A 25373-nucleotide genomic window follows, 5' to 3' on the forward strand; every position below is an offset into this window, starting at 1 on the left:
CCCTGACTAGTGAGGGGGCGGGGATCCTGTTCCTCGTCACCCTGATCGTCGCCCTGGTGGCCGTACACGTGCCGCTCGGCGATTACATGTACCGGGTCTATTCGTCCGAGCGAGACCTGCGCGGCGAGCGGCTCGTCTACCGACTCATCGGTGCCGATCCGAAAGCGGAGCAGACCTGGGGTGCCTATGCCCGCAGCGTGCTCGCCTTCTCGGCCGTCAGCATCCTGTTCCTGTTCGTTCTCCAGCTCGTGCAGGGCAAGCTCCCGCTTCATCTGAACGATCCGGCGACGCCGATGACTCCGGCGCTGGCGTGGAACACGGCCGTGAGCTTCGTGACGAACACCAACTGGCAGGCCTACTCGGGTGAATCGACGCAGGGCCACCTCGTCCAGATGGCCGGCCTGGCCGTACAGAACTTCGTGTCCGCGGCGGTCGGTATGGCAGTCGCGATGGCCTTCGTCCGTGGCCTGGCCCGGCGCAGTACCGGTGAACTGGGCAACTTCTGGGTCGATCTGGTCCGCGGCGCGCTGCGCATCCTGCTGCCCCTGTCCATCGTCGGCGCCATCATCCTCATCGCGGGCGGCGCCATCCAGAACTTCCACCTGCACGATCAGGTGGTCAACACCCTGGCGGGCGGGCAGCAGACCATCACCGGCGGCCCCGTCGCCAGCCAAGAGGTGATCAAAGAACTCGGCACCAACGGCGGTGGTTTCTACAACGTCAACTCGGCGCACCCGTTCGAGAACCCCAACGCGTGGACCAACTGGGTGGAGATCTTCCTGCTGCTGGTCATCAGCTTCTCACTGCCCCGCACCTACGGGCGGATGGTGGAGAGCAAGAAGCAGGGGTACGCGATCGCGGCCGTGATGAGCGTGCTCGCCGTGATCAGCGTCGGTTTCATGATGCTGTTCCAGCTGCAAGGCCACGGCACCGTGCCCACCGCGGTCGGCTCGGCGATGGAAGGTGTGGAACAGCGCTTCGGCGTGGCCGATTCGGCCGTCTTCGCCGACGCCACGACGCTGACGTCCACCGGTGCCGTCGACTCGTTCCACGACTCCTACACCAGCCTGGGCGGCATGGTCGCGCTGTTCAACATGCAGCTCGGCGAGGTGGCGCCGGGCGGCGTCGGCTCGGGCCTGTACGGCATGCTCATCCTGGCCATCATCACCGTCTTCATCGCAGGCCTGATGGTCGGACGCACCCCCGAGTACCTCGGCAAGAAGATCACCCCGCGTGAAATCAAACTGGCTGCAACGTATTTCCTCATCACCCCGTTGATCGCACTGACCGGCACGGCCATCGCGATGGCGATGCCGGGCCAGCGCGCAGGCATGCTGAACACCGGCCCGCACGGCTTGTCCGAGGTGCTCTACGCCTTCACCTCGGCGGCCAACAACAACGGGTCGGCATTCGCGGGTATCACCGTCAACACCGACTGGTACAACACCGCGCTCGGCCTGGCCATGGTGTTCGGCAGGTTCCTGCCGATCATCTTCGTGCTCGCCCTGGCCGGCGCCCTGGCCAAACAGGGCAAGACCCCGGAGTCCATCGGCACCCTGCCGACGCATCGACCTCAGTTCGTCGGCATGGTTGCCGGTGTCACGCTGATCCTGGTCGCGCTCACCTTCTTGCCGATGCTTGCGCTCGGCCCCCTCGCTGAAGGAATTCACTGATGACCACCCCCACCCTCGAATCTGGGCACGCACAGCACAAATCGCAATCCACCAACCGCATTCAAGGCGGCTTGCTGGATCCGAAGCTGCTGTGGAAGTCGATGCCCGACGCACTGCGCAAGCTCGATCCGCGCACCTTGTGGCGCAACCCGGTCATGCTGATCGTCGAGATCGGTGCGGTGTGGAGCACGATCCTGGCGATCGCCGATCCCTCCTGGTTCGGCTGGCTGATCGTGATCTGGCTCTGGCTGACAGTCGTTTTCGCGAATCTCGCCGAAGCGGTTGCCGAAGGACGCGGTAAGGCTCAGGCCGAGACGCTGCGCAAGACGAAGACGTCGACCATGGCCCGTCGCCTCATCGACTGGGCCCCCGGCCGCACGGCCACCGAGGAAGAGGTCGCCGCTCCCCTGTTGCAACTGGGCGACCACGTGGTGGTCGAAGCCGGCGAGACCATCCCCGGCGACGGCGATGTCGTACAAGGCATTGCCTCCGTGGACGAATCCGCCATCACGGGTGAATCCGCGCCGGTGATCCGGGAATCCGGAGGTGACCGTTCCGCGGTGACCGGTGGCACCGTCGTGCTCTCCGATCGCATCATCGTCCGGATCACGCAGAAGCCGGGCGAGAGCTTCATCGACCGGATGATCTCCCTCGTCGAAGGGGCCAACCGGCAGAAGACGCCGAACGAGATCGCGCTGAACATCCTGCTGGCCTCGCTCACGCTCATCTTCGTGTTCGCCGTCGCGACGCTACAACCGCTCGCCATCTACTCGAAGATGAACAACCCCGGTGTGCCGGACAGCTTGGCCCTCACCGGCAACGGTGTGTCGGGCATCGTGATGGTCTCGCTGCTGGTGTGTTTGATTCCCACCACGATCGGCGCGCTGCTGTCCGCGATCGGCATCGCCGGGATGGACCGCCTGGTCCAGCGCAACGTGCTCGCCATGTCCGGTCGCGCGGTGGAAGCCGCCGGCGATGTGAACACGCTGCTGTTGGACAAGACCGGCACCATCACGCTGGGCAACCGGCAGGCTGCCGCGTTCGTCCCGGTCACCGGCGTGACCGCCGAGGCACTCGCCGATGCGGCCCAGCTGTCCAGCCTGGCCGACGAAACTCCGGAGGGCCGCTCGATCGTGGTCTTCGCCAAGGAGGAGTACGGGCTGCGGGCCCGGACTCCGGGCGAGCTGGCGACGGCGCAGTGGGTGGAATTCACCGCCCAGACCCGGATGTCGGGTGTGGATCTGGGCACCGATCACAGCCTGCGCAAGGGCGCGGCCAGCTCGGTCGCCGACTGGGTGCGCAACCAGGGTGGCCAGGTGTCCGCGGAGCTCGGCGAGATCGTCGACGGCATCTCCGCCGCCGGCGGGACCCCCCTCGTCGTCGGGCAGGTCCTGGACGGCACCGCCTCGGTCCTCGGTGTCATCCACCTGAAAGACGTCGTCAAGCAGGGTATGCGCGAACGCTTCGACGAGATGCGCCGGATGGGCATCCGCACGGTGATGATCACCGGCGATAACCCGTTGACCGCCAAGGCCATTGCCGATGAGGCAGGTGTCGATGACTTCCTCGCCGAGGCCACGCCGGAAGACAAGATGGCCCTGATCAAGAAGGAGCAGGCCGGCGGGAAGCTGGTCGCCATGACCGGTGACGGCACCAACGACGCACCCGCGTTGGCGCAGGCGGATGTCGGCGTGGCGATGAACACCGGTACGTCGGCGGCGAAAGAGGCCGGCAACATGGTCGACCTCGACTCGGATCCCACCAAACTCATCGAGATCGTCGAGATCGGCAAGCAGCTGCTCATCACCCGCGGGGCGCTCACGACGTTCTCGATCGCCAACGACATCGCCAAGTACTTCGCGATCATCCCCGCGCTGTTCGTCACGCTGTTCCCCGGTCTGGATCTGCTCAACATCATGCGGCTGCACAGTCCGCAGTCGGCGATCCTGTCCGCGGTCATCTTCAACGCGATCATCATCGTCGCGCTGATCCCGTTGTCGCTGCGCGGCGTTCGGTACACGCCCAGCAGTGCGTCGAAACTGTTGAGCCGCAACCTCTACGTCTACGGCTTGGGCGGAATCATCGCGCCGTTCATCGGCATCAAAGTCATCGACCTCGTAATCCAGTTCCTGCCAGGGATGTGAAATGAACTTCTCCAGTTTGATTCGTCAGCACTGGGCCGCGCTCCGCGCCCTGCTCGTGCTCACCGTGATCCTCGGTCTCGCCTACCCGGCCTTCATCTGGCTCATCGCCCAGATCCCCGGGCTGCGTGAGAATGCCAACGGGTCCATCGTCGACACCGGTGGGAAACCGGTGGGCAGCAGCCTGATCGGGCAGTCCTTCACCGACGCGGAGGGCAACGCACTGCCACAGTACTTCCAGAGCCGGCCGTCGGCCGCGGGCAACGGCTATGACCCACTCGCCACCAGCGCGAGCAACCTGGGACCGGAGAGCATCGTCGACACACCCGGTGACCCGTCGCTTGCCAAGGACGACAACGGATATAAGGCCAGCCTGCTCACGCAGGTCTGCCAACGCAGCGCCGCCGTGGGTGAGCTCGAAGGTGTCAGCGGGGCCCGCCCGTTCTGCACCGGCGGCGGCCGGGGCGAACGGAGCGACGGGGAAAGCGTCGGGGCCGTGCTCTCGGTGATCGGACCCCGCACCGCATCCGGCGACGTCGTCCATCCCACGCGGGTGGTCAGTGTCAACGAACCGTGCGAGACGACGAAGACCCCGTTTCTGAGCACCTATGAGGGCGCCCGCGTCGAATGCGCGACGTTCGGTGAGGATTACGCCATCGGCCAGATCGTGCCGATCCGGGGCGCCGCCCCCGACGACCCCGCCGTACCCGCGGACGCCGTCACCGCCAGCGCCAGCGGCCTGGATCCGCACATCTCCCCCGCGTACGCCGCCATCCAGGTGGACCGGATCGCCAAGGCCCGGGGTGTCTCACCCGACCTCATCCGCACGGCCGTCGCGGACAACACCGCCGGCCGCACCCTCGGGTACTTCGGAGAACCGCGGGTCAACGTATTGATGCTGAATGTGGAGCTGGACGAGAAGTATCCCGTGAAGAGTTGATGCACCGGTGGATGATGAGGGCGTGAACATCGGCGACGAGGTGCTCGCCCCGGGAGCGAGCAGACCAGACGGGGAACGGTCGGCCACGTCGACGCACAAGGCCAAGCGGGGCGAACTGCGCATCTACCTGGGTGCCGCCCCGGGCGTCGGGAAGACCTTCTCGATGCTCGGGGAGGCACGTCGCAGGCTCGAACGCGGCACCGACGTGGTCGCGGCCGTCGTCGAGACCCACGGCCGCAAGAAGACCGCCGAGCTGCTCGACGGGATCGAGATCGTCGCGCCGCGGTACATCGAGTACCGCGGCGGGCGGTTTCCCGAACTCGACGTGCCCGCGGTCATCGCCCGGCACCCGGAGGTGGTGCTGGTCGACGAACTGGCCCACACCAACACTCCGGGCAGCGTGAACGCCAAGCGCTGGCAGGACGTCGAAGAACTACTCGACGCAGGGATCGACGTCATCTCGACGGTCAACGTCCAGCACCTGGAGAGCCTCAACGACGTGGTCACCCAGATCACCGGAATCGAGCAACAGGAGAAGGTCCCCGACGAGGTGGTGCGCGCGGCCGATCAGATCGAGTTGGTCGACATCACCCCGGAAGCACTGCGGCGCAGGTTATCCCACGGAAATGTGTACGGCCCCGAGCGTATCGATGCGGCGCTGTCCAACTACTTCCGGCGCGGAAATCTGACGGCACTGCGGGAACTGGCGCTGCTGTGGCTCGCCGACCAGGTCGACGCCGCGCTGTCGAAGTACCGGGCCGACAACAAGATCACCGACACCTGGGAGGCGCGCGAACGCGTGGTCGTCGCCGTGACCGGTGGCGCCGAGTCGGAAACCCTGGTGCGACGGGCGTCGCGCATCGCGTCCAAATCCAGCGCCGAACTGATGGTCGTGCACGTCGTGCGGGGTGACGGCCTGTCGGGTATCGCGGCCCCGCAGATGGGCAAGGTGCGAGAACTCGTGACCAGCCTCGGCGCGACACTGCACACCGTGGTCGGTGACGACGTCCCGGCCGCGCTGCTGGACTTCGCCCGCGAGATGAACGCCACCCAGCTGGTGCTCGGGACCTCCCGGCGGTCCCGCTGGGCGCGCATGTTCGACGAGGGCATCGGCGCGTCGGTGGTCCAGCAGTCCGGGAAGATCGACGTTCACATGGTCACCCACCCGGAGGCCAAGCGGCCGCGCTCGTACTCTTCGGTGGCGTCGTGGCAGAAGCATCTGCTGTCCTGGCTGGCCGCCGCGATCGTTCCCAGCGTCATCTGCGCCATCACCTCGCTGTGGCTCGACCCCTTCCTCGGTATCGGCGGCGAGAGCGCGCTGTTCTTCATCGGGGTGCTGGTGGTGGCGCTGCTCGGCGGCGTGGCGCCCGCCGCGCTGTCGGCGCTGCTGTCCGGTCTGTTGCTGAACTACTTCCTCGTCAATCCCCGCTACACGTTCACCATCGCCGAACCGGACAGCGCCGTAACTGTCGTGGTGCTGCTGCTCGTGGCCGTCGCCGTGGCCGCGCTGGTCGACGGCGCCGCCAGTCGGGCCCGCGAGGCGACGCGCGCGTCACAGGAAGCCGAACTGCTCGCCCTGTTCGCGGGATCGGTTCTGCGCGGGGCGGATCTGGGCATGCTGCTGGAACGCGTCCGCGAGACGTACGCCCAGCGGGCGGTCAGCCTGGTCCGCGACGGACCAGACGGGCCGGCGACGGTGGCGTGCGTGGGCAAGGACCCGTGCGTGGAGGTCGATGACGCCGACACGGCGGTGGAAGCCGGTGACGACGAGTTCTGGATGCTGCTGTCCGGCCGCAAGCTCTCGGCCCGGGATCGCCGCGTGCTGGGTGCGGTCGCCAAACAGGCGGCCGGCCTGGTCAAACAACGCGAATTGACCGAAGAGGCAAGCCAGGCCGAGGCGATCGCCCAGGCCGACGAACTGCGGCGCTCGCTGTTGTCCGCGGTGAGCCACGATCTGCGGACCCCGCTGGCCGCCGCGAAGGCAGCGGTGTCCAGTCTGCGGAGCAGCGATGTCGATTTCTCCGCGGAGGACACGTCCGAACTGCTGGCCACCATCGAAGAATCCGTCGATCAGCTCACCGCCCTGGTGGGCAATCTGCTCGATTCGTCGCGGTTGGCGGCGGGGGCGGTCCGCCCCGAACTACGCCGGGTCTATCTGGAAGAGACCGTGCAGCGCGCACTGCTCGGCATCAGCAAGGGAGTCACCGGTTTCCCGCGCAAAGAGCTCGACCGGGTCAAGGTCGAGGTGGGCGATGCCGTCGTCATGGCCGACAGCGGCCTGCTCGAGCGGGTACTGGCCAATCTGGTCGACAACGCGTTGCGCTACTCGCCGGTGAACAGACCGGTGCGGGTCACCGCCGGCCAGGTCGGTGACCGGGTACTCATCGCCGTCGTCGACGAGGGGCCCGGTATCCCCCGTGGCACCGAGGATCAGCTGTTCGAACCCTTCCAGCGCCTTGGCGATCGCGACACCAGCACCGGCGTCGGCCTCGGCCTCTCGGTGGCCCGCGGCTTCGTCGAAGCAATGGGCGGCACGATCACCGCAACCGACACCCCCGGCGGCGGGCTGACCATCGAGATCGACTTGGCCGCAACAGCAAAGGATGTCCACGCATGACCCGGGTGCTCGTCATCGACGATGAACCACAGATCCTGCGGGCGCTGCGGATCAACCTGTCCGTCCGCGGGTACGAGGTGACCACGGCGGCCACCGGGGCCGAGGCCCTGCGGTCGGCCGCCGATCACCGTCCGGATGTCGTGGTCCTGGATCTGGGCCTGCCGGACATGTCCGGTATCGAGGTGCTGGCAGGGTTACGAGGTTGGATGAGCGCGCCGGTGATCGTCCTCTCCGCGCGCAGCGACTCCTCGGACAAGGTCGAGGCGCTGGACGCCGGCGCCGACGATTACGTGACCAAACCCTTCGGCATGGACGAGTTCCTGGCCCGCCTGCGCGCGGCCGTACGCCGGGGCACGGCGGCGGCCGAGACCGACGAGCCCGTCATCGAAACCTCCTCCTTCACCGTGGACCTTTCCGCGAAGCAGGTCACCAGGAACGGCGTCGAGGTGCATCTGACGCCGACCGAGTGGGGCATCCTGGAGATGCTGGTGCGCAACCGCGGCAAGCTGGTGGGCCGTGAGGAGTTGCTCAAGGAGGTGTGGGGTCCGGCCTACGCCAAGGAAACGCACTATCTGCGGGTGTACCTGGCGCAGTTGCGGCGAAAGCTCGAAGACGATCCCTCACACCCGGTCCATCTGCTCACCGAAGCGGGGATGGGTTACCGGTTCCAGCAGTAGCCGGCTTGACCGCCTGCAGAGTGTAGGTCAACGGGATTCGGTCCCGCCCCTCGGCCAGCACGAACTCGCCCGGGTGTTCGCTGCTCGGGATCATGGCCTCGCCCAGCGGATTCCACGGTACTTCGCGGTGCTCCTCAAGCGCGGTGACGATCAGTCCGGCGGCGGTGAGCGCCGTGAAGATCTCGCCGAGACCATGATTGAAGTGCACCAACGTCGGGGAGTCCAGGGTGCCGGAGCCGGCGTAGCTGTCGTGCTCGACGAACACGACGCCGTCGGTCTCGAAGTACGGGTACTCCAGCACCAACAATCCGTCCGGCCGCGGATCGCACATCGCCCACAGCACCGGATGTCCCTCGCGCATAAACAACCGTCCGCCGGGCCGCAACAGGCCTGCGACGGTGTCGGCCCACCTTCGGATGTCGGGCAGCCAGCAGATCGCGCCGATACCGGTGTAGACCAGATCGAAATCGCCGACCGCGTCGTAGACATCGGACTCGACGAAGGTCGCGGCCCCCTTCGCCAGTTGGCGCGCCGCCGCCAGCGCGGACGGCGAGAAGTCGATACCAGTCACCGATTTCGCGCCCAGACGGGCGAGCGAGACGGTGTCGGTGCCGATATGGCATTGCAGGTGAACGACATCCAGTCCGTCGAGCCGGCCCAGCCGGGGTAGGTCATAGCGGACCACGTCGGAGAGGTGGGCGGGGTCGTCGAAGCCCGCGAGGTCATACCCGTCCGGCCCGGTGTGCAGGGGCACCCGGGATTCCCAGTTCGCCAGATTCGTCGCGCGCCAGTCCTCGGTCACACCTCATTGTCGCACGCGCAGTCTACTCGTTTTCCCGACCCAAAACCGTTGCGCGGGTGGATCTGTGGATGAATCCGCGACTGTGGATAACTGCCGGATTTGTCGGTGATGCGTACTAGTGTTCGAGTCATGAAGGTGTCGTCGATCTGCTGGCCACCGTAGACAAACTGGCCACGGCGGCGTTCGACGACGCCTCGGTGGCTGAGCTGTTGGAGGTGCAGTCAGCCCTGGAGTCGGTGAACCGGCGGATCCCGGCGGTGCAACACCGGGTGATGGCGGCGGTGAAGGCGCAGTCCAGTCCGGGCGAGTTGGGTGCGCGCAGCTGGGCCGACGCGTTGGGGATCCGACTGCGGATCTCGCACACCGAAGCCTGCCGCCGGTTGAGCGAGGGTGAGTTGTTGGGCCCGCGCCGCTCGGTGACCGGCGAACCGCTCGAGCCGGTGTACCCGGGCACCGCCGCGGCCCTGGCCCGCGGCGAACTGACCGGCGAGCATGTCCGGATCATCACCCACACCATGAAGAAGATCCCGCCCGTGGTGGATGACCGGACCCGCGCCGACGCCGAGACCGACCTGGCCGCTGTCGCCGCCGTGCAGACGCCGGAGGCGTTGCGTAAGGCAGCCGCACTGCTGCTCGAGTTGCTCGACCCCGACGGGCCCGAACCCAATGACGAGGACACCGTGGCGCGCCGGGAGATGCTGCGCAACGTGACGCTGGGCCCACAGGACGCCGACGGGATGAGCGATCTACGCGCCAAAGTCACCCCGGAATTCCGGGCCTATCTCGAACCGATCTTCGCCAAGCTCGCCGCCAGAGGCATGTGCAATCCCGACGATGCGCACCCGTGTGTGAAGGGCACCCCACCCGCCGAGGTCAGTGCCGCCGACACCCGCAGCCTCGGGCAGCGCCAGCACGACGCCTTGATGACGCTCGCCCGCGGCGCGCTGGCGGCCGGTGAGTTGGGCGAGCACAACGGACTACCGGTGACCGTGGTCGTCACCACCACGCTGACCGAGCTGGAAACCGCGGCCGGGGTCGCCCACACCGGCGGCGGATCCACTGTGCCGATGCGCGATCTGATCCGGATGGCCGGGCACGCCCGCCATTATCTGAGCATCTTCGACGACCACACCGCGGTGCCACTACACCTGGGTCGCACCAAACGCATCGCCTCCCCCGGCCAGCGACTGGTCCTGCACGCCCGCGACCGCGGCTGCACCTTCCCGGGCTGCGCCATTCCCGGCTACCTGTGCCAAACACATCACGCCGAGACCGACTACGGCGCCGGCGGGCACACCGACATCACCAACTTGGGCCTGGCCTGCGGCCCGCACAACCGCCTCGTCACAGAACGCGGCTGGACAACCCGCATCCGAGCCGACGGCCGCGTCGAATGGATACCACCACCGCTGCTGGACACCGGCCAGCCACGGGTGAACCCTCTGCACCACTCCGAAGATCTCTTCCACGGCGGCGACGACGACGGTTGACCGGCTGCGGTCGGCTCTCGGTCATGTAATCGCCGCGAAGCGTTCGTCTGCTGCTACCCCGCAGGACGCCAACCCCGGTACACGCTCTAGCCGTGGACAACTCGCGTGCGTACAACAGCGTCTGGCAGTTCCGCGGCGATGCGTGGTGCCGCCTCGAAGAGGCCGCCGACCGGTTGACTCGGCCGAGCACGACCGGCGACCTCAAAGAGGAATACGTGGCCATCTGCCACGACCTGCTGATCAACCTGGCACCGCTGGAACCGTACTGGGCCTTCCCCGGCTCACCTCAGTTCGCCAAGATCCAGCGTCTCTTCAACGCAGGCGCGTACGACAAGTTCGCCCACACGGTCGCCCGGATCAACCGGGCGCTCACCACGGAGTCCTACCGCACCGGCGATGTCGACACCGCCGGTGCCGACGACACCGCCGATCTGTTCCCGGCCGACCCGCGCACCTTGGAGAGCCAGCCCGCCAACCGGCGCGAGCAGCTCTACTTCGAGGTGCTGGTCGTGGAGAAGATGACCGAGGCCCAAGAACGGGCACTGCGCAAAGAGGTGCGCAGCTGGCGCAGGCCCGATGACGAATTCGTCTACGAGCTGGTCGTCGTCGGCAGCGGCGACGAGGCACTGATCGCCGCGCGCCTCAACGTCAACCTGCAGGCCGTCGTCATCCGCCGCCGGTTCAGTCACCAGTCGCCCCGGGACCTGACCACGCTGTCGGAGTTCATCGACCACGAGCTGTCCCACGATCTCGACGACCACAAGTCCCCCGACGAACGGGCCGCGATCCTGGCCAAGTCGCTGCACGAGCTGCGTCCCGAACTCGACCTGTTCCTGATGACCGAGATCGAGGTCGAGGACATCGCCGGCCGGCTCGGGCAGTCGTTCCGCCGGGTGTTCCACGCCCGCGAGGGTGTGCTGGAGCTGCACCTGTCCATCCTGCAGGGGGTCGCCGCGCGCTACCGCACCCCGTTCTTCAGCGCGCTCAAGCAGTACAGCCACCGGCCCACCGGTGTCTTCCACGCACTGCCGATCAGCCAGGGCAAGTCGATCGTCAACTCGCACTGGATCAAAGACATGGTCGGGTTCTACGGGCTGGACGTGTTCATGGCCGAGACCTCGGCGACCTGCGGCGGGCTGGACTCGCTGCTGGAACCCACCGGCCCGCTGCGCGAGTCCCAGCAGCTGGCCGCCGAGGCGTACGGCAGCAGGCACACCTACTTCGTCACCAACGGCACCTCGACGGCCAACAAGATCGTCACCCAGTCCCTGGTCGCTCCCGGCGATATCGTGCTGCTGGACCGCAACTGCCACCAGAGCCACCACTACGGCATGATGCTGGCCGGCGCCAACGTCGTCTACCTGGAGGCCTACCCGCTCGCTGACTACACGATGTACGGCGCGGTCCCACTGCGGGAGATCAAGTCGAAACTGTTGGCGCTCAAGGCTGCCGGCAAGCTCGACCGGGTCAAGATGATCTCGCTGACCAACTGCACGTTCGACGGCATCGTCTACGACACCGAGCGCGTCATGGAGGAATGCCTGGCCATCAAGCCCGACCTCGTATTCCTCTGGGACGAAGCGTGGTTCGCGTTCGCCCGGTTCCACCCGGTGTACCGGCAACGAACCGCCATGGAGACTGCGCGTCGGCTCCGCACCAAGCTCGCCGACCCCGAATACCGCGTCTCCTACACCGAGCAGCTCACCCACGAAGGCCCGCTGTCCGACGAGGAGCTGCTGAACCGGCGGCTGCGGCCCGACCCCGCCGAGGCGCGCGTGCGGGTGTACGCCACCCAGTCCACGCACAAGACGCTGACCTCGCTGCGGCAGGGCTCGATGATTCACGTCTTCGACCAGGACTTCGAGCAGAAAGTGTCCGAGGCCTTCCACGAGGCCTATATGGCGCACACCTCGACCTCGCCGAACTACCAGATCCTCGCCTCACTGGATCTGGGTCGCCGCCAGGTGGCCCTGGAGGGTGTCGAGTTGGTGCAGCGCCAGATCGAGAACGCCATGCAGCTGCGCGATGCCATCGACAACCATCCACTGCTGAGCAAGTACATGTCCTGCCTGCGCACCTCGGACCTGATCCCGCAGCAGTTCCGCCCCTCGGGCATCGCCCAGCCCCTGCGATCCGGCCTGAAAAATATGATGGCGGTGTGGGATTCGGACGAGTTCGTGCTGGATCCGTCGCGCATCACGCTGTCTATCGGGCGCACCGGCTACGACGGTGACCAGTTCAAGCGCGAACAGCTGATGGACCGGCACGGCGTGCAGATCAACAAGACCTCACGCAACACCGTGCTGTTCATGACCAATATCGGCACCACGCGCAGCTCGGTGGCGTTCCTGGTCGAGGTGCTGGTGAAGATCGCCGGCGAGCTGGAGGAGTCGATCTCCGAGATGGGGCTGGGTGAGCGGGCCCGGTTCGAGCAGAAAGTGCGTCGGCTGACCACGAACTCGGCATCGCTGCCGAATTTCAGCGGCTTCCACCCCGTCTTCCGGGACGGTACGCAGACCCCCGAAGGCGATGTGCGCCGCGCCTTCTACCTGTCCTACGACGACACCCACTGCGAGTACCTGTCCACCGACGAGATCTTCGACAAGATCGACGCCGGTGCGCAGGTGGTGTCCGCGACATTCGTCACGCCCTACCCGCCCGGATTCCCGGTGCTGGTGCCCGGCCAGGTGTTCAGCCAGGAGATCCTGACCTTCCTGCGTGAGCTCGACACTCCCGAGATCCACGGCTACAAACCAGAACTCGGCTTCCGGGTGTACACCGAGAAGGCGATCGAAGGTCTGCGGCCGGCACGCTGGTCGGATCTGCCGCAGCCCAGTGTGATCGGCTAGGTCACGCGACGTAATCGAGGCTGGTCATCATCCCGGACGCCTGGTGATAGGTGTTGTGGCAGTGCAACATCCAGGTGCCCGGATTGTCCGTGATCAGGCGGACACCGACCGTCTGTCTGGGCAGCACGATGAGGGTGTCCTTGCGTGGACCCGGCCGGCCATCCGGGGTGATCACCTCGAAGGTGTGCCCGTGCAAGTGCATCGGATGCCACATCATGGTGTCGTTGACGAAGGTGAGGGTGACATTCTGGCCCTGCCGGACCTGCAGCGGCTCCATCTCATCGAAGTGGCGACCGTTGATGGTCCAGTCGTACCCCATCATCGCGCCGCCCAGCCGGGCAGTCAGGGTGGTCTCGGCGCGGTCACCGGCGAGCACCGCCTCCGGCGCCGCGGCGAATGTGGCGACGGTACCGACCCGGCCGCGCAGTTCGGCAGGGACGAATCCGGGGTCGGGCACGGCTCCGGCGCCGGTGGACAGCATCGCGCGGGCGTAGGCGTTCTTGCCTTCGGCGGAGGCCACCAGCGGGAAAACACCGTCCCCCGCGGTGATCACCACGTCGTAGCGTTCACCCATCCCCAACAGCAGGGCGTCCACCTCGGTCGGTAATACCGGGAACCCGTCGGTATGGGTCACCGTCATACGATGTCCCGCCAGGGCCACCCGGAATGCGGTGTCGGCTCCGGCATTGATCAGACGGATCCGGACGCGTTGTCCGGGCTTGGCGCGGAATGTGCTGGCCGCGGCCGGGATTCGGCCGTTGACGAGGTAGTACGGGTAACTGATATCGCCGGCGTCGCCGCCGAGCAGATCACTCGTTCCAACGCCGCCCACCCCGGGCATGCCGGGCATACCGGGCATACCGTGCATACCGTGTCCACCCATCCCCATCCCCATCGCCCGCAACCCGTCGAACAGCTGTTGTGGACTGCTGCCGACTCCGGCGGTCCAATCGTCGAGAACGACGATCCATTCCGCGTCATAGGCGCCCGGCTCACGCGGATCGTCGATGATCACCGGCAGGTAGAGGCCGTAATCGGCGTCCAGGCCGGTGTGCGGATGGGCCCAATACGTTCCCGGATGCGCAGCGGTGAAGCGGTAGGTGAAGTCACCCGCCGTGGGGACATCGGGCGTGGCCGGCGCCGCGCCGTCCATATCGTTGCGCAGCGCCAGACCGTGCCAGTGCACCGAGGACGCATGCGGTAACCCGTTGACCAGGGTGACCGCCAACTCATCACCGACGCCGGCCCGGATCAACGGTCCGGGCACCACCTGGTTGTAGGCGTATGCCTGCGCGATGGGGCCTCCGAGGTCCACGCGGGCAGGCCCCGCCTCCAGCCGCATGTTCACCGTTCTCCCGGTGTGCGGGCGAGCCGCCTCGGCTGCCGCGATCGCATCGGCAGAGACCGGCGTCGCACCACCGCTGTGCGGCCGGCCGCCGCATCCGGCCAGCGCCAGCCCGCCGATTGCCGTCGCGGCCAGGAACCCGCGCCGGGTCAGGGCGGAGCCTGTGAGTCCCTTCATCGCAGATTCCTCCTTCCCCGCCACGATGAGCGCGCTCACCGGCGAAATGGGTATTGCTTCGATGAAGATTCGGTCAAAATCGGCCCAGGACGGCGTCCGGCGGCGCGCGCGCGGCACGATACGTGCATGGACAACACCGCAGCACCTGCCGGCCCCGGCTCCGGGTTTCGTGCGTTGGTCGTGGACGACGAGGTAGGCCTGGCCAATGTGGTGGGCAGCTATCTGGAACGCGAGCAGTTCGAGGTCACCGTGTGCCACACCGGTACCGATGCCGTGCTCCGGGCTCGTGAGGTCGACCCCGATGTGGTCGTGCTCGACCTCGGGCTACCGGGTATCGACGGTGTCGAGGTGTGCCGGCAACTGCGCGTGTTCTCCGATGCCTATGTCGTGATGCTCACCGCGCGCGATTCCGAAACCGACACCATCGTCGGGCTTTCGGTCGGCGCCGACGACTACGTCACCAAGCCGTTCAACCCGCGTGAGCTGGTGGCGCGGATACGGGCGATGCTGCGCCGTCCGCGCACTGTGACCTCGCCCGCCGATATCGCGCGGCGGACACCGCCGCCCACCGCGCCGCCGCGGGTGTTCGGCGAGCTGTCCATCGACATCGAGCGCCGCGAAGTCACCCTGGGGAACACGTCGATTGCGTTGACCCGCACACAGTTCGACATCCTCGCCGCACTATCGGCACGCCCGGGCGTGGTCTTCACCCGGCCCCAGATCATCGAGACCGTGTGGGGTGACTCATGGGTGGGCAATGCGCACCTGGTGGATGTCCACGTCGGCCACCTGCGCCGCAAACTCGGTGACGATCCTGCCGAGCCGCGCTTCGTGCAGACGATACGAGGCGTCGGCTACCGGATGGGTACCGGCGGATGAGCGCACCGGATCACCTGCAGAACAACACTGTCCGGCAGCAGAAGCCCGGAGTCGGGCTGGGCGCCCGGCTGATGGGGGCGCAGATACTGGTCCTGCTGACGGGCGGGGTGACCACCTGGATCGTCGCCGCCATCGTCGGGCCGCCGTTGTTTCGGGAACACCTGCGCCGGGCCGGCGTCGGTCACGGCTCGAACGAACAGTTTCACGCCGAACAGGCATACCGCTATGCCACCGTGCTCTCGATCGCCGTGGCCGTCGCGGTCGCGGCCGCCACCGCGTTGGTGGTGACCGCCTATTTCAGCCGGCGTCTGCAGCGTTCGATGGCCGACGTGTCAGCGGCGGCCAGCGCCGTCGCCTCCGGGCGATACGACATCCGGGTCGCGCCGGCGGGCCTGGGCGCGGACTTCGACAATCTCTCCGGGGCGTTCAACCAGATGGCCCGACGCCTGGGCACCATCGAGCTGACGCGGCGCCAGATGTTCAGCGACCTCGCCCACGAGATCCGCACGCCGGTTTCGGTGTTGGGGGTGTACCTGCAGGCGGTCGAGGACGGTGTGCGACCACTGGACGCCGACACCATGGCGATGCTGCGTGAGCAGGCGGACCGCCTGGTGCGGTTCTCGCAGGATTTCGCCGCCCTGGCTCAAGCCGAAGAGGCCGGCTCGGCGATCGACGTGCACCTCGATACCCCTGCCCCGCTGGTGACCTCCACGCTGGCCGCGGCCGCCGGCCGATACGCGGCCAAAGGTGTCGCACTGACAAGCCACGTCCCCGCGGATCTGCCCCAGATCCGCTGGGATCCGCAGCGCATCGGTCAGGTACTGCACAATCTGCTCGACAACGCGTTGCGGCACACCCCCTCCGGCGGCCATGTGGACGTGCGGGTGACGGCCGACCCTCGGGACCTCGTCATCACGGTCACCGATGACGGCGACGGAATCCCGGCCGAACATCTGCCCCGGATCTTCGAACGGTTCTACCGGGTGGATGCCGCCCGCGATCGTGAGCACGGCGGCGCCGGGATCGGTCTGGCCATCGCCAAAGCCATCGCCGACGCGCACGGTGGCAGCCTCACCGCGTCCAGCATGGGGTCCGGACACGGTGCCACCTTCACGTTGGTGGTGCCGGTCGGGGGTCCGGCGGCCGGCGGCTAGAGCGAACCCAAAAGGGTTTTCATGGTGTCGATTTCACGTTGCTGGCTGGTCTTGATGCTGTTGGCCAAGGCGACCGCGTCCGGCGATTGACCCGTCGTGATCTCGGTCTCGGCCATGGTGATGGCCCCCTGATGGTGGGCGATCATCTGCGTCAGGAACAGCTTGCTCGCCGTGACGCCCTGAGCGTTCTGCAGCGCCGCCATGTCCTGCTCGGACATCATGCCCTGCCCTGGCTGCATTCCCGGCATTCCCGGCATGCCGGGCATTCCTGACGTACCGGGCATTCCCGGCATTCCCGGCATGCCTGACGAGGGGGACATCCCGGTAGCGCCCCACTGGGTCAGCCAACCCTGCATCTGCTGGATCTCCGGCCCCTGTGCGGCCTTGATCTGGGTGGCCAGCGCGATCACCTTCGGGTCGACACCCTGCTTACCCAGGATCATGTCGCTCATCTCGATGGCCTGTTGGTGATGCGGGATCATCATCCGTGCGAACATCTCGTCGGCATGGTTGTGCTCCGCCGACGTCGCCGGCTGCGTCGTCGTGGTCTTGTCCGACGAGGACGGTCCGGCGGAGGTCGTGGAGGTGCCGCACGCGCCGAGCGTGACCGCCGCGGCCACCAGGGCCGCGGTCATCATCAGTGTTTTCTTCACCCCTCCAGCCTGACAGCGCCCGGTATGCCTCTTGTCGTCGTTCTGTGAAGGTTCTGTATAGGTCGCCCGCGTGCTCACGCCGGCAGCTTGAGGCGTTTGAGCATCAGCGCGTTGACCGCCACGATCAGGCTCGACCCGGACATCGACAGGGCGGCGACCTCGGGACGCAGCACGAACCCGAACAGGGGCACGAACACCCCGGCGGCGATCGGCAGCGCAATGACGTTGTACCCGATGGCCCAGCCGAGGTTCTGGCGCATCTTGCGCAGCGTGCCCCGCCCGATCCGCAGGGCCACCGCGACATCGAGCGGATCCGAGCGCATCAACACCAGATCGGAGGTCTCGATCGCGACATCGGTGCCCGCTCCGATCGCCACCCCGAGGTCCGCCTGCGCCAGCGCCGGTGCGTCGTTCACACCGTCGCCGACCATCGCGACTCGGGAATGCGCGGCCTGCAACTCGGCGATCTTGGCCGCCTTCTCCCCGGGCAGTACATCGGCGATCACGATGTCGATGCCGAGTTGGCCGGCGATACGTTCGGCGGTGGCCCCGTTGTCGCCGGTGAGCATCGCGACCTGCACACCCAGTTCGTGCAGGGCTGTCACCGCGGCCGGGGAGGTCGGCCGCGCGGCATCGGCGAGCGCAATCACCGCCACCAGTTGTCCGTCCACGGCCACCAACACCGCGGTCCGGCCGCCCGCGGCCAGCTCATCACGACGTGCGAACAGGGCGCCGGAATCGACGCCCTCCTGCGCCAGCAGGGCCCGGTTGCCCACCACCACCGTGCGGCCCGCCACCGTCGCCACCGCGCCGTGGCCGGGTACGTTGCGGAACCCGGTGAGGGCCGCAACCTGTGCCCCACGCGCACGCGCAAAGCTCACGATCGCAGCGGCCAGCGGATGTTCGGACTCCGTTTCCACCGCCGCCACCAAGCCGAGCAGTTCGTCCTCGGCCATCCCGTCGACCACCAGATCGGTCACTTCCGGCTCGCCTTTGGTCAACGTTCCGGTCTTGTCCATCACCACCGCGGTGACCCGAGCCGACATCTCAAGGGCGGTGGCGTTCTTGAACAGCACACCGCGTCTGGCACCCAATCCGGTGCCCACCATGATCGCCGTCGGAGTGGCCAGGCCCAAGGCGTCCGGGCAGGTGATCACCACCACGGTGATCGCGAACAGCAACGCGGTCTGCACCCCGGCACCGACGGCCCACCACACCAGGAAGGTGACGGTACCGCCGAGCAGCGCCACGAGCACCAGCCAGAACGCGGCCCGATCGGCCAGTCGCTGCCCGGGTGCCTTGGAGTTCTGTGCCTGCTGGACCATCGCGACGATCTGGGCCAGCACCGTGTCCGCGCCCACCTTGGTCGCGCGGACCCGAAGGGTCCCGGTGGTGTTGATGGATGCCCCCACCACCGCCGAACCAGGTCCCTTGGAGACCGGCAGACTTTCGCCGGTGACCATCGATTCATCGACTTCGGAGTCACCGTCCTCCACCGTGGCGTCGACGGGAATCTTTGCGCCCGGCCGGATCAGCAGCAGGTCACCGGTGGCGACCTCGGTGGTGGGGACCTCGACGGGCAGACCGTCCCGGATCACCACCGCCACCGGCGGCGCGAGCTCCAGCAAGGTGCGAATGGCGTCGTTGGCTCCGCCCCGGGCCCGCATCTCGAACCAATGCCCCAGCAGCACAAAGGTGGTCAACATCGAGGCGGCCTCGTAGAACACCTCGCCACCACCGGTCAGCGTGACACCGACGCTGTAAAGCCAGCCCGTTCCGACGGCAACCGCCACCAGCACCATCATGTCCAGCGTTCTGGCGCGCAAAGCCCGCCAGGCACCGTCGAAGAAGATCCAGGCCGAGTAGAAGATCACCGGCACACTCAGGACGAACCCGACCACGTCGTCCCTGAGCCCGAACGGGGCAGGCGCGGCGAAGCCCAGCATGTCGCGTCCCATCGGGGAATACAGCATGATCGGCACCGACAACACCAACGCCACCACGAACCGGTTCCGCATGTCGGCCACCATCGCCGCCATCGACATCGCGCCGTGGCCACCGTGGCCCATCATCGCATGCGGCGATACCGCCTCGGCGCCACCGGGTTCGGCCATCGGGTCGCACACGTGCGCCGGCACCGATCGGCCCTGGCAGTGAAAACCACAGTCGCGCAACCACTGCGACAGATCAGCTACCGAGGTGGCCGCCGGGTCATAGGTCACGGTGGCCGTATTGTTGACGGTGTTGGCCTGCACCGAGGACACCCCCGGGCGGCGGAGCAACGTCGACTCGATCACCGCACCCGTGGTCGCCCAGTGCACACCGCCGACATCCAGCACCGTGGTCGTCAACACGACTCAAGCATCCCGGTCACCGTTGATCATGATGTTCGATTCCGACAAAGATTCGATGAAGATTCGCCACCGCCGCCACGTGGCAACCTGATCTGACTGGCCTCGTAGACGGAGTTTTCACGCTACGGTTCTGCGGTATGTCCGGCTATCGCGAGCTCTTCGACACCAGCATCTCCGATCCGGCGGCATTCTGGGCCGAGGCCGCGAAGGCCGTCACCTGGACGCGCGAGCCGCAACGGGTCCTCGATGACAGCAACCCGCCGTTCTACCGGTGGTTTCCCGACGGGGAGCTCAACACCTGCGCCAACGCCCTGGACCGGCATCTGGACGAGCGTAGCGATCAGGCCGCACTGATCTACGACTCCCCCGTCACCGGTACCACCCGCACCTACACTTACCGCGAATTGCACGACCGGACAGCCCGATTCGCCGGAGTGCTTCGCAACCTGGGCGTGGCCAAGGGTGACCGCGTGGTCATCTACATGCCGATGGTGCCCGAGGCCGTCATCGCCATGCTGGCGTGCGCCCGGCTGGGCGCCGTGCACTCGGTGGTATTCGGCGGATTCGCCGCCTACGAGCTGGCTGCGCGGATCGACGATGCTCGACCGGTGGTCGTGGTGAGCGCCTCCTGCGGTATCGAACCCACCCGTATCGTCGATTACAAACCGATGCTGGATGCCGCGCTCGCGCATGCCGAGCACACCCCGAGCGCCTGCGTGATCCTCCAGCGCGAACAACAGCCGTGCGCACTGGTCGACGGACGCGATGTCGACTGGGCCGACGCCATCGCCACGGCCGAACCCGTGGGTCCGGTACCGGTGGCCGCCACCGACCCGCTGTATGTGCTCTACACCTCCGGCACCACAGGCAAACCGAAGGGCATCGTCCGAGACAACGGCGGGCACGCGGTGGCGATGATGTGGACGATGCGCCACATCTACGACGTCGAACCGGGTGACGTGTACTGGGCGGCCTCCGACGTCGGCTGGGTGGTCGGCCACTCCTACATCGTCTACGCGCCGCTGCTGCTGGGCGCGACAACGGTGCTCTACGAGGGTAAGCCGGTCGGGACCCCGGATGCGGGCGCATTCTGGCGAGTGGTCGCCGAGCACCGCGTCAAGGTGCTGTTCACCGCGCCGACGGCGATCCGGGCCATCAAGAAAGAGGACCCGAACGGCGACCGCATCAAGGACTACGACCTGTCCTCGCTGGCATCCCTGTTCCAGGCCGGCGAGCGACTGGACCCCGACACGTTCCACTGGGCCGCCGGTAAGCTCGGCATCCCCGTCATCGATCACTGGTGGCAGACCGAGACGGGTTGGGCGATCGCCGCCGACCCGATGGGCGTGCAGGTGTTGCCGGTCAAGCCCGGGTCGGCGACGGTGCCGATGCCCGGTTACGACGTGCAGATCCTGCATTCGGACGGCGTCGTCGCCGAACCCGGCGAGGAGGGCGCCATCTGCATCAAACTGCCGCTGCCGCCTGGAACATTGCCCACGCTGTGGGGTGACGACCACCGCTACGTCGCGGCCTATCTCTCGGCGTTCAGCGGGTACTACCTGACCGGCGACGGTGGCTATCTCGACGAGGACGGCTACCTGTTCGTGATGGGGCGGACCGACGATGTCATCAATGTGGCAGGTCACCGGTTGTCCACCGGATCGATGGAGGCGGTGTTGGCCGAACACCCCGCCGTGGCCGAATGCGCGGTGATCGGCGTCGCCGATGAGATCAAAGGCCAGGTTCCGCGCGGCTTCGTGGTGCTCAAGGCGGGAGCGTCGGCCGATAATCTGGCCGCCGAACTCGTCGCGGCGGTACGTGAGAACATCGGTGCCGTAGCCGTTTTCAAGTCGGTCGACGTGGTCCCGGCGCTGCCGAAGACCCGGTCGGGCAAGATCCTGCGCAAGACCATGCGCGGCATCGCCGACGGCCGCGACGAGCCGGTGCCGTCCACCATCGAGGATCCCGCGGTGCTGGAGGCCCTGAGGTCGATTCTGCGGCGGTAGGAGCTACCCGGCGAGCCAGGCACGGTTGCGCAGCAGCCGCAGCCCGTTGAGCGCGACCAGGATGGTCGATCCCTCATGCCCGGCGACACCGAGCGGTAACGGCAAGTACCAGAACAGATCCCAGACCACCAGCACGGCGATGAAGGTCACGGCGATGGCCAGGTTGGCCAGCATCGTCCGCCGGGCTCGCCGGGCCAGGGCCACCACGGCCGGGATGGCGTTCAGTTCATCGGCGATGACGATGGCATCGGCGGTCTGCAAGGTCAGATCGGCGCCACGGCCGCCCATCGCGATCGAGGTGTGTGCGGCGGCCATCGCCGGCGCATCGTTGACGCCGTCGCCGACCACCAGCACCCGGCCCGGCAGACCGCGCACGATCTCGACCTTGTGTTCGGGCAACAGACCCGCGTGCACCTCGGCGATCCCCACCTGGTCGGCCAGATACGCAGCGGCGCAGTGATTGTCACCGGTGATGAGCACCGGTTGCCGGCCGCTGAGGTCCGAAAGCGCCCCGACCGCGGCGGCCGCGCCGGCACGCAGCGTGTCGCGCAGCCCCAGCACACCGGCCACCGTGTCGTCCACGAGCACCACCACCGCGGTGGCGCCGGACTCCTCCCACCGCCGCGCCGCCGAGAGCTCGCCGGGCACCGCCGCCGGGCTGAGCACCTGCACCCGCCTGGCCTCCACGGTGGCCTGCACGCCCCGGCCAGGAAGGGCCAGGAAACTCGCGGCCGCCGGCACGGCGATCCCGCGCGCCCGCGCCGCGCCGGTCACCGCGCGCCCCAGCGGGTGTTCGCTGTCCTGCTCGGCGGCCGCGGCCAGGCGCAACACCTGCGTCTCGGTGTGGCCGGCCGCGACCTCGACGCCGGCCAGCCTCGGCCGGCCAGAGGTGAGCGTGCCGGTCTTATCGAAGGCGACGATCTCGGCATCGGCCAGATGTTCCATGGCCACAGCGGATTTCACCAGCACCCCATGCCGGCCGGCGTTGGCGATCGCGGACAGCAGGGGCGGCATGGTGGCCAGCACCACCGCACACGGTGACGCCACGATCATGAACGTCATGGCCCGCAACAACGCGGCCTGCAGATCCTCGCCGAACGCCAGTGGCACCGCGAACAGCGCCAGCGTGGCCACCACGACGATGACCGAATAACGCTGCTCGACCTTCTCGATGAACAGCTGCGTTCTGGCCTTGGTCGCCGACGCTTCCGCCACCATGGCGACGATCCGGGCCACCACACTGTCGGCGGGGTCCCGCAGCACCCGGACCCGCAACGCCCCGGCACCGTTGAGGGTGCCGGCGAAGACCTCGTCACCGGCAAGCTTGGCCATGGGTACCGGTTCTCCGGTGACGGAGGACTGGTCGACATCCGACGCACCGTCCACCACGATCGCGTCGGCGGGGATCCGCTCCCCCGGCCGCACCAGCACGAGGTCGTCGACGCGCAGCGCTTCGGCCGAAACCACCAGCTCACCGCCGTGCTCGTCGAGTCGCACGGCCCGCTCGGGCGCCAGGTCCAGCAGCGCGCGCACCGAATCCTCGGTACGTCGGGTGGCCAGGTCCTCCAAGGCCCCCGACGTCGCGAAGATGACGATCAGCAGCGCTCCGTCGAACACCTGCCCGATGGCCGCCGCACCGATGGCCGCCACGATCATCAGCAGGTCCACATCGAGGTGCCGGCGCTTCAGTTCGGCCAGCCCGTCGCGGGCCGGCATCCACCCGCCCGACACATAGCCGCCGAGATAGGCAGTCCACCAAACGAATTCGGGAGCATCCAGCAGCTGGGCCACCAAACCGGCGAGAAACAGGGTAAGCGCCAGGGCCGCCCACCGCACCGACGCCACGGTCCATATCGCCGGGCGGCGCGCCGTCGGGTGAGCCGCGGGATCCCACACCGCCATGTCCGTCATCACCCATACATCTAAACATGTAAAGATTTAAATATGTCAAGTCCGTTTGGCTCGCCGTGCTTGAATGGATGAATGGGACACGGAGTCGAAGGCCGTACCGCACCCGCGGCATCGCTGGATCCCGTGTCGGCCGTCAAGGTCGCCGAGACGCTGCAGGCGCTGGCCTCCCCCAACCGGTTACTCATTCTCACCCGGCTGCGCCAGTCGCCGTGCACCGTCACGGACCTGTCCGCGGCCGTGGGGATGGAACAGCCCGCGGTGTCCAATCAGCTGCGTCTGCTGCGCACCCTCGGCCTGGTCGCCGGCGACCGATCCGGCCGCAACATCGTGTACCGCCTCTACGACGGGCACGTCGCCCAGTTGCTCGACGAGGCCGTCTATCACATCGAGCATCTACGGCTCGGCGCCCGCGACGTCGGATAGCCACAACACCCCGCCTGACAAGGCAATTCGATGCCGGGAGCCTTTATTTTCCGGTCCAGCCGAACTATGGTGAGGTGGTCATATGTTGATATTCCACCGAGTCCGATACCGGACACCGAGGAGCTGAGCAGCATGGTCGAGCGCGTCACCCACCGAGCCGGATCCGGATGCACCTGTCATTGCAATGCGTGCGATGGCGGCCATCACTGCGGGAATCCGCCCAACTGCAATATCAGGCGCTGACCCCCAAGGCGGTGCCTTCACCGGTCAATCGATCGGTGAAGGCACCGTTCTGGTTTGCGAGGGTCACCACCTCTGCGCGATAGCCGGTCCACCACCCCTACGACAGGGGCATCGACGAGTTTGCTACCGGAGCATCCGACCGCCCGAAAATGCTGCGCGACATCACCGTTTGAATCCGCCTGATTCCCGGGGACCGTTCCCCGGGGGGTTAAGTGCCTGCTAATTTCGCACACAGGGCGGCCCCACGGGGGGAGTCGCCCACGACTTCAGGAGTGGAACACGGTGAAGTTCACGACCATCACAGCGGGGTTCGCCTCGGCAGCCATTGCCGCCGCAGGAGCATTCGCTGCATTCAGTGCACCCATCGCGACCGCCGACAACCAGACCACCACCTCGCAGCTGGGCAGCCAGGCCACGCTGACCAACGGCGATATCGTCCAGGGCTGGACGCTCACCGGTCTGAAGGTCAGCACCGACACCATCCCCTACCAGCCGCACGGCACCCTGTGGGAAGCCACCGCCACCGATGAGGCCCTGCAGGGCAATGTCACGCCGATCGTGTCGAATTTGAACGCCCGCGCCCAGAACGGGGACACCTACCGCGCGCTGTTCGGCGTCGCCACCGCCCAGGGCGTGAATCCCTCCACCCTCTCGCAGGGCGAAAAGACCACGGGCAAGGTGTACTTCCTTAGCGCCTAGTCTGCGTCGTCGAACGCCGTTCATGCTGATCAGAAAGTGGCGGTCGCGTTCGCGGCATAGCTTCGTAGCGTTCGCGGTGAGCCTGCTGTCCAGCGTGACGAACGGATGGTATCGATTGCGTTCGCGAGGTTCCTAGCAAAGCAGATCCCTGTGAATCGGAAACCGTACTGAATGCGTAGCGCGTCGACGAGTCGGACAGGGCGGCGGTGCGCTACAAGGGTCGGCTTCGTGTAGGACCGGTTCGCGGATGCCGCGAGTTTTGATCTGCAGCTGGGGTAATCGGTTGGTGTTCCGGCACCGGCGACACTGCTGCCGTGTTCGCGTGGGCGCCGATTCCCAG

General features: G+C 67.1%; 16 protein-coding genes and 1 pseudogene. 12 read left to right on the forward strand and 5 right to left on the reverse strand.

Annotated elements, in window-relative coordinates; genetic code table 11:
• Window positions 1-2: 2 nt before the first annotated feature.
• From kdpA to FHU31_RS28530, 5 genes are all read left to right on the forward strand, one after another.
• Window positions 3-1673: a potassium-transporting ATPase subunit KdpA gene (kdpA, locus tag FHU31_RS28510; RefSeq protein WP_167164433.1), complete on the forward strand. Its 1671-nt coding sequence runs from the start codon at window positions 3-5 to the stop codon at window positions 1671-1673.
• Entirely contained in the window at window positions 1673-3817 is a 2145-nt protein-coding gene (gene kdpB / locus FHU31_RS28515; protein WP_167164333.1) for a potassium-transporting ATPase subunit KdpB, read from the forward strand. Before kdpA ends, kdpB begins: the two co-directional genes overlap by 1 nt.
• Before the next feature lies 1 nt (window position 3818).
• Window positions 3819-4754 carry a potassium-transporting ATPase subunit C gene (locus FHU31_RS28520; protein ID WP_167164335.1) on the forward strand — a complete coding sequence of 312 codons (936 nt, stop codon included), beginning with the start codon at window positions 3819-3821 and terminating at the stop codon, window positions 4752-4754.
• Window positions 4755-4869: 115 nt separating this feature from the next.
• Window positions 4870-7371 (forward strand): ATP-binding protein, encoded by a 2502-nt coding sequence (locus FHU31_RS28525; RefSeq protein ID WP_208411574.1) that lies wholly within the window; start codon window positions 4870-4872, stop codon window positions 7369-7371.
• Window positions 7368-8048 (forward strand): response regulator, encoded by a 681-nt coding sequence (locus FHU31_RS28530; RefSeq protein ID WP_090362494.1) that lies wholly within the window; start codon window positions 7368-7370, stop codon window positions 8046-8048. Before FHU31_RS28525 ends, FHU31_RS28530 begins: the two co-directional genes overlap by 4 nt.
• Here FHU31_RS28530 and FHU31_RS28535 read toward each other — a convergent pair.
• On the reverse strand, window positions 8011-8850 hold the full coding sequence (locus tag FHU31_RS28535; protein WP_167164337.1) for a class I SAM-dependent methyltransferase: 840 nt from the start codon (window positions 8848-8850) through the stop codon (window positions 8011-8013). The genes FHU31_RS28530 and FHU31_RS28535 overlap by 38 nt on opposite strands.
• 197 nt (window positions 8851-9047) lie before the next feature.
• Here FHU31_RS28535 and FHU31_RS28540 point away from each other — a divergent pair, with 197 nt between their 5' ends.
• On the forward strand, window positions 9048-10340 hold the full coding sequence (locus FHU31_RS28540) for an HNH endonuclease signature motif containing protein (protein ID WP_167164339.1): 1293 nt from the start codon (window positions 9048-9050) through the stop codon (window positions 10338-10340).
• 92 nt (window positions 10341-10432) lie between these two features.
• Window positions 10433-13189 (forward strand): aminotransferase class I/II-fold pyridoxal phosphate-dependent enzyme, encoded by a 2757-nt coding sequence (locus tag FHU31_RS28545; protein ID WP_167164341.1) that lies wholly within the window; start codon window positions 10433-10435, stop codon window positions 13187-13189.
• A 1-nt stretch (window position 13190) separates the two neighbouring features.
• Here the strand turns inward: FHU31_RS28545 and FHU31_RS28550 are convergent, their stop codons facing one another.
• Window positions 13191-14711 (reverse strand): multicopper oxidase family protein, encoded by a 1521-nt coding sequence (locus FHU31_RS28550; RefSeq protein ID WP_167164343.1) that lies wholly within the window; start codon window positions 14709-14711, stop codon window positions 13191-13193.
• A 126-nt stretch (window positions 14712-14837) separates the two neighbouring features.
• Between FHU31_RS28550 and FHU31_RS28555 the strand changes: the two genes are divergently transcribed.
• Window positions 14838-15590: a response regulator gene (locus FHU31_RS28555; protein WP_167164345.1), complete on the forward strand. Its 753-nt coding sequence runs from the start codon at window positions 14838-14840 to the stop codon at window positions 15588-15590.
• Window positions 15587-16744, forward strand: coding sequence for a sensor histidine kinase (locus tag FHU31_RS28560; RefSeq protein WP_167164347.1), 1158 nt, complete (start codon window positions 15587-15589; stop codon window positions 16742-16744). The genes FHU31_RS28555 and FHU31_RS28560 overlap by 4 nt, the downstream gene beginning before the upstream one ends.
• On the opposite strand, the gene FHU31_RS28565 is transcribed toward FHU31_RS28560, so the two are convergent.
• Both FHU31_RS28565 and FHU31_RS28570 read right to left on the reverse strand, forming a co-directional pair.
• A complete protein-coding gene (locus FHU31_RS28565) occupies window positions 16741-17382 on the reverse strand; it encodes a DUF305 domain-containing protein (protein WP_167164437.1) in 642 nt (213 codons plus the stop codon). The genes FHU31_RS28560 and FHU31_RS28565 overlap by 4 nt on opposite strands.
• Window positions 17383-17471: 89 nt before the next feature.
• On the reverse strand, window positions 17472-19751 hold the full coding sequence (locus tag FHU31_RS28570; protein ID WP_263987820.1) for a heavy metal translocating P-type ATPase: 2280 nt from the start codon (window positions 19749-19751) through the stop codon (window positions 17472-17474).
• Window positions 19752-19888: 137 nt separating this feature from the next.
• Between FHU31_RS28570 and FHU31_RS28575 the strand changes: the two genes are divergently transcribed.
• Window positions 19889-21757 carry an acetate--CoA ligase gene (locus tag FHU31_RS28575; protein ID WP_167164349.1) on the forward strand — a complete coding sequence of 623 codons (1869 nt, stop codon included), beginning with the start codon at window positions 19889-19891 and terminating at the stop codon, window positions 21755-21757.
• 3 nt (window positions 21758-21760) lie between these two features.
• Here the strand turns inward: FHU31_RS28575 and FHU31_RS28580 are convergent, their stop codons facing one another.
• Window positions 21761-23668, reverse strand: a complete 1908-nt coding sequence (locus FHU31_RS28580; protein ID WP_167164441.1) for a heavy metal translocating P-type ATPase — start codon at window positions 23666-23668, stop codon at window positions 21761-21763.
• A gap of 72 nt (window positions 23669-23740) precedes the next feature.
• On the opposite strand from FHU31_RS28580, the gene FHU31_RS28585 reads away from it, so the two are divergent.
• Both FHU31_RS28585 and FHU31_RS28590 read left to right on the forward strand, forming a co-directional pair.
• The gene (locus tag FHU31_RS28585; RefSeq protein WP_167164351.1) at window positions 23741-24091 is read left to right on the forward strand and encodes an ArsR/SmtB family transcription factor; all 351 of its coding nucleotides are present in this window, start codon (window positions 23741-23743) and stop codon (window positions 24089-24091) included.
• 525 nt (window positions 24092-24616) lie between these two features.
• Window positions 24617-25021, forward strand: a pseudogene (locus FHU31_RS28590) (MPT63 family protein); the annotation flags it as partial.
• Between the last annotated feature and the right edge of the window lie 352 nt (window positions 25022-25373).

Origin of the sequence: Mycolicibacterium fluoranthenivorans (genome assembly GCF_011758805.1) — a bacterium.
In the GTDB taxonomy this organism is placed as follows: Bacteria; Actinomycetota; Actinomycetes; order Mycobacteriales; family Mycobacteriaceae; genus Mycobacterium; species Mycobacterium fluoranthenivorans.

Bases quoted from the DNA above. Each gene is read 5' to 3' on its own strand.
- kdpB (WP_167164333.1), top strand. From the start codon at position 1,673: ATGACCACCCCCACCCTCGAATCTGGGCACGCACAGCACAAATCGCAA.
- FHU31_RS28520 (WP_167164335.1), top strand. From the start codon at position 3,819: ATGAACTTCTCCAGTTTGATTCGTCAGCACTGGGCCGCGCTCCGCGCC.
- FHU31_RS28530 (WP_090362494.1), top strand. From the start codon at position 7,368: ATGACCCGGGTGCTCGTCATCGACGATGAACCACAGATCCTGCGGGCG.
- FHU31_RS28550 (WP_167164343.1), bottom strand. From the start codon at position 14,711: ATGAAGGGACTCACAGGCTCCGCCCTGACCCGGCGCGGGTTCCTGGCC.
- FHU31_RS28555 (WP_167164345.1), top strand. From the start codon at position 14,838: ATGGACAACACCGCAGCACCTGCCGGCCCCGGCTCCGGGTTTCGTGCG.
- FHU31_RS28560 (WP_167164347.1), top strand. From the start codon at position 15,587: ATGAGCGCACCGGATCACCTGCAGAACAACACTGTCCGGCAGCAGAAG.
- FHU31_RS28565 (WP_167164437.1), bottom strand. From the start codon at position 17,382: ATGATGACCGCGGCCCTGGTGGCCGCGGCGGTCACGCTCGGCGCGTGC.
- FHU31_RS28575 (WP_167164349.1), top strand. From the start codon at position 19,889: ATGTCCGGCTATCGCGAGCTCTTCGACACCAGCATCTCCGATCCGGCG.
- FHU31_RS28580 (WP_167164441.1), bottom strand. From the start codon at position 23,668: ATGACGGACATGGCGGTGTGGGATCCCGCGGCTCACCCGACGGCGCGC.
- FHU31_RS28585 (WP_167164351.1), top strand. From the start codon at position 23,741: ATGGGACACGGAGTCGAAGGCCGTACCGCACCCGCGGCATCGCTGGAT.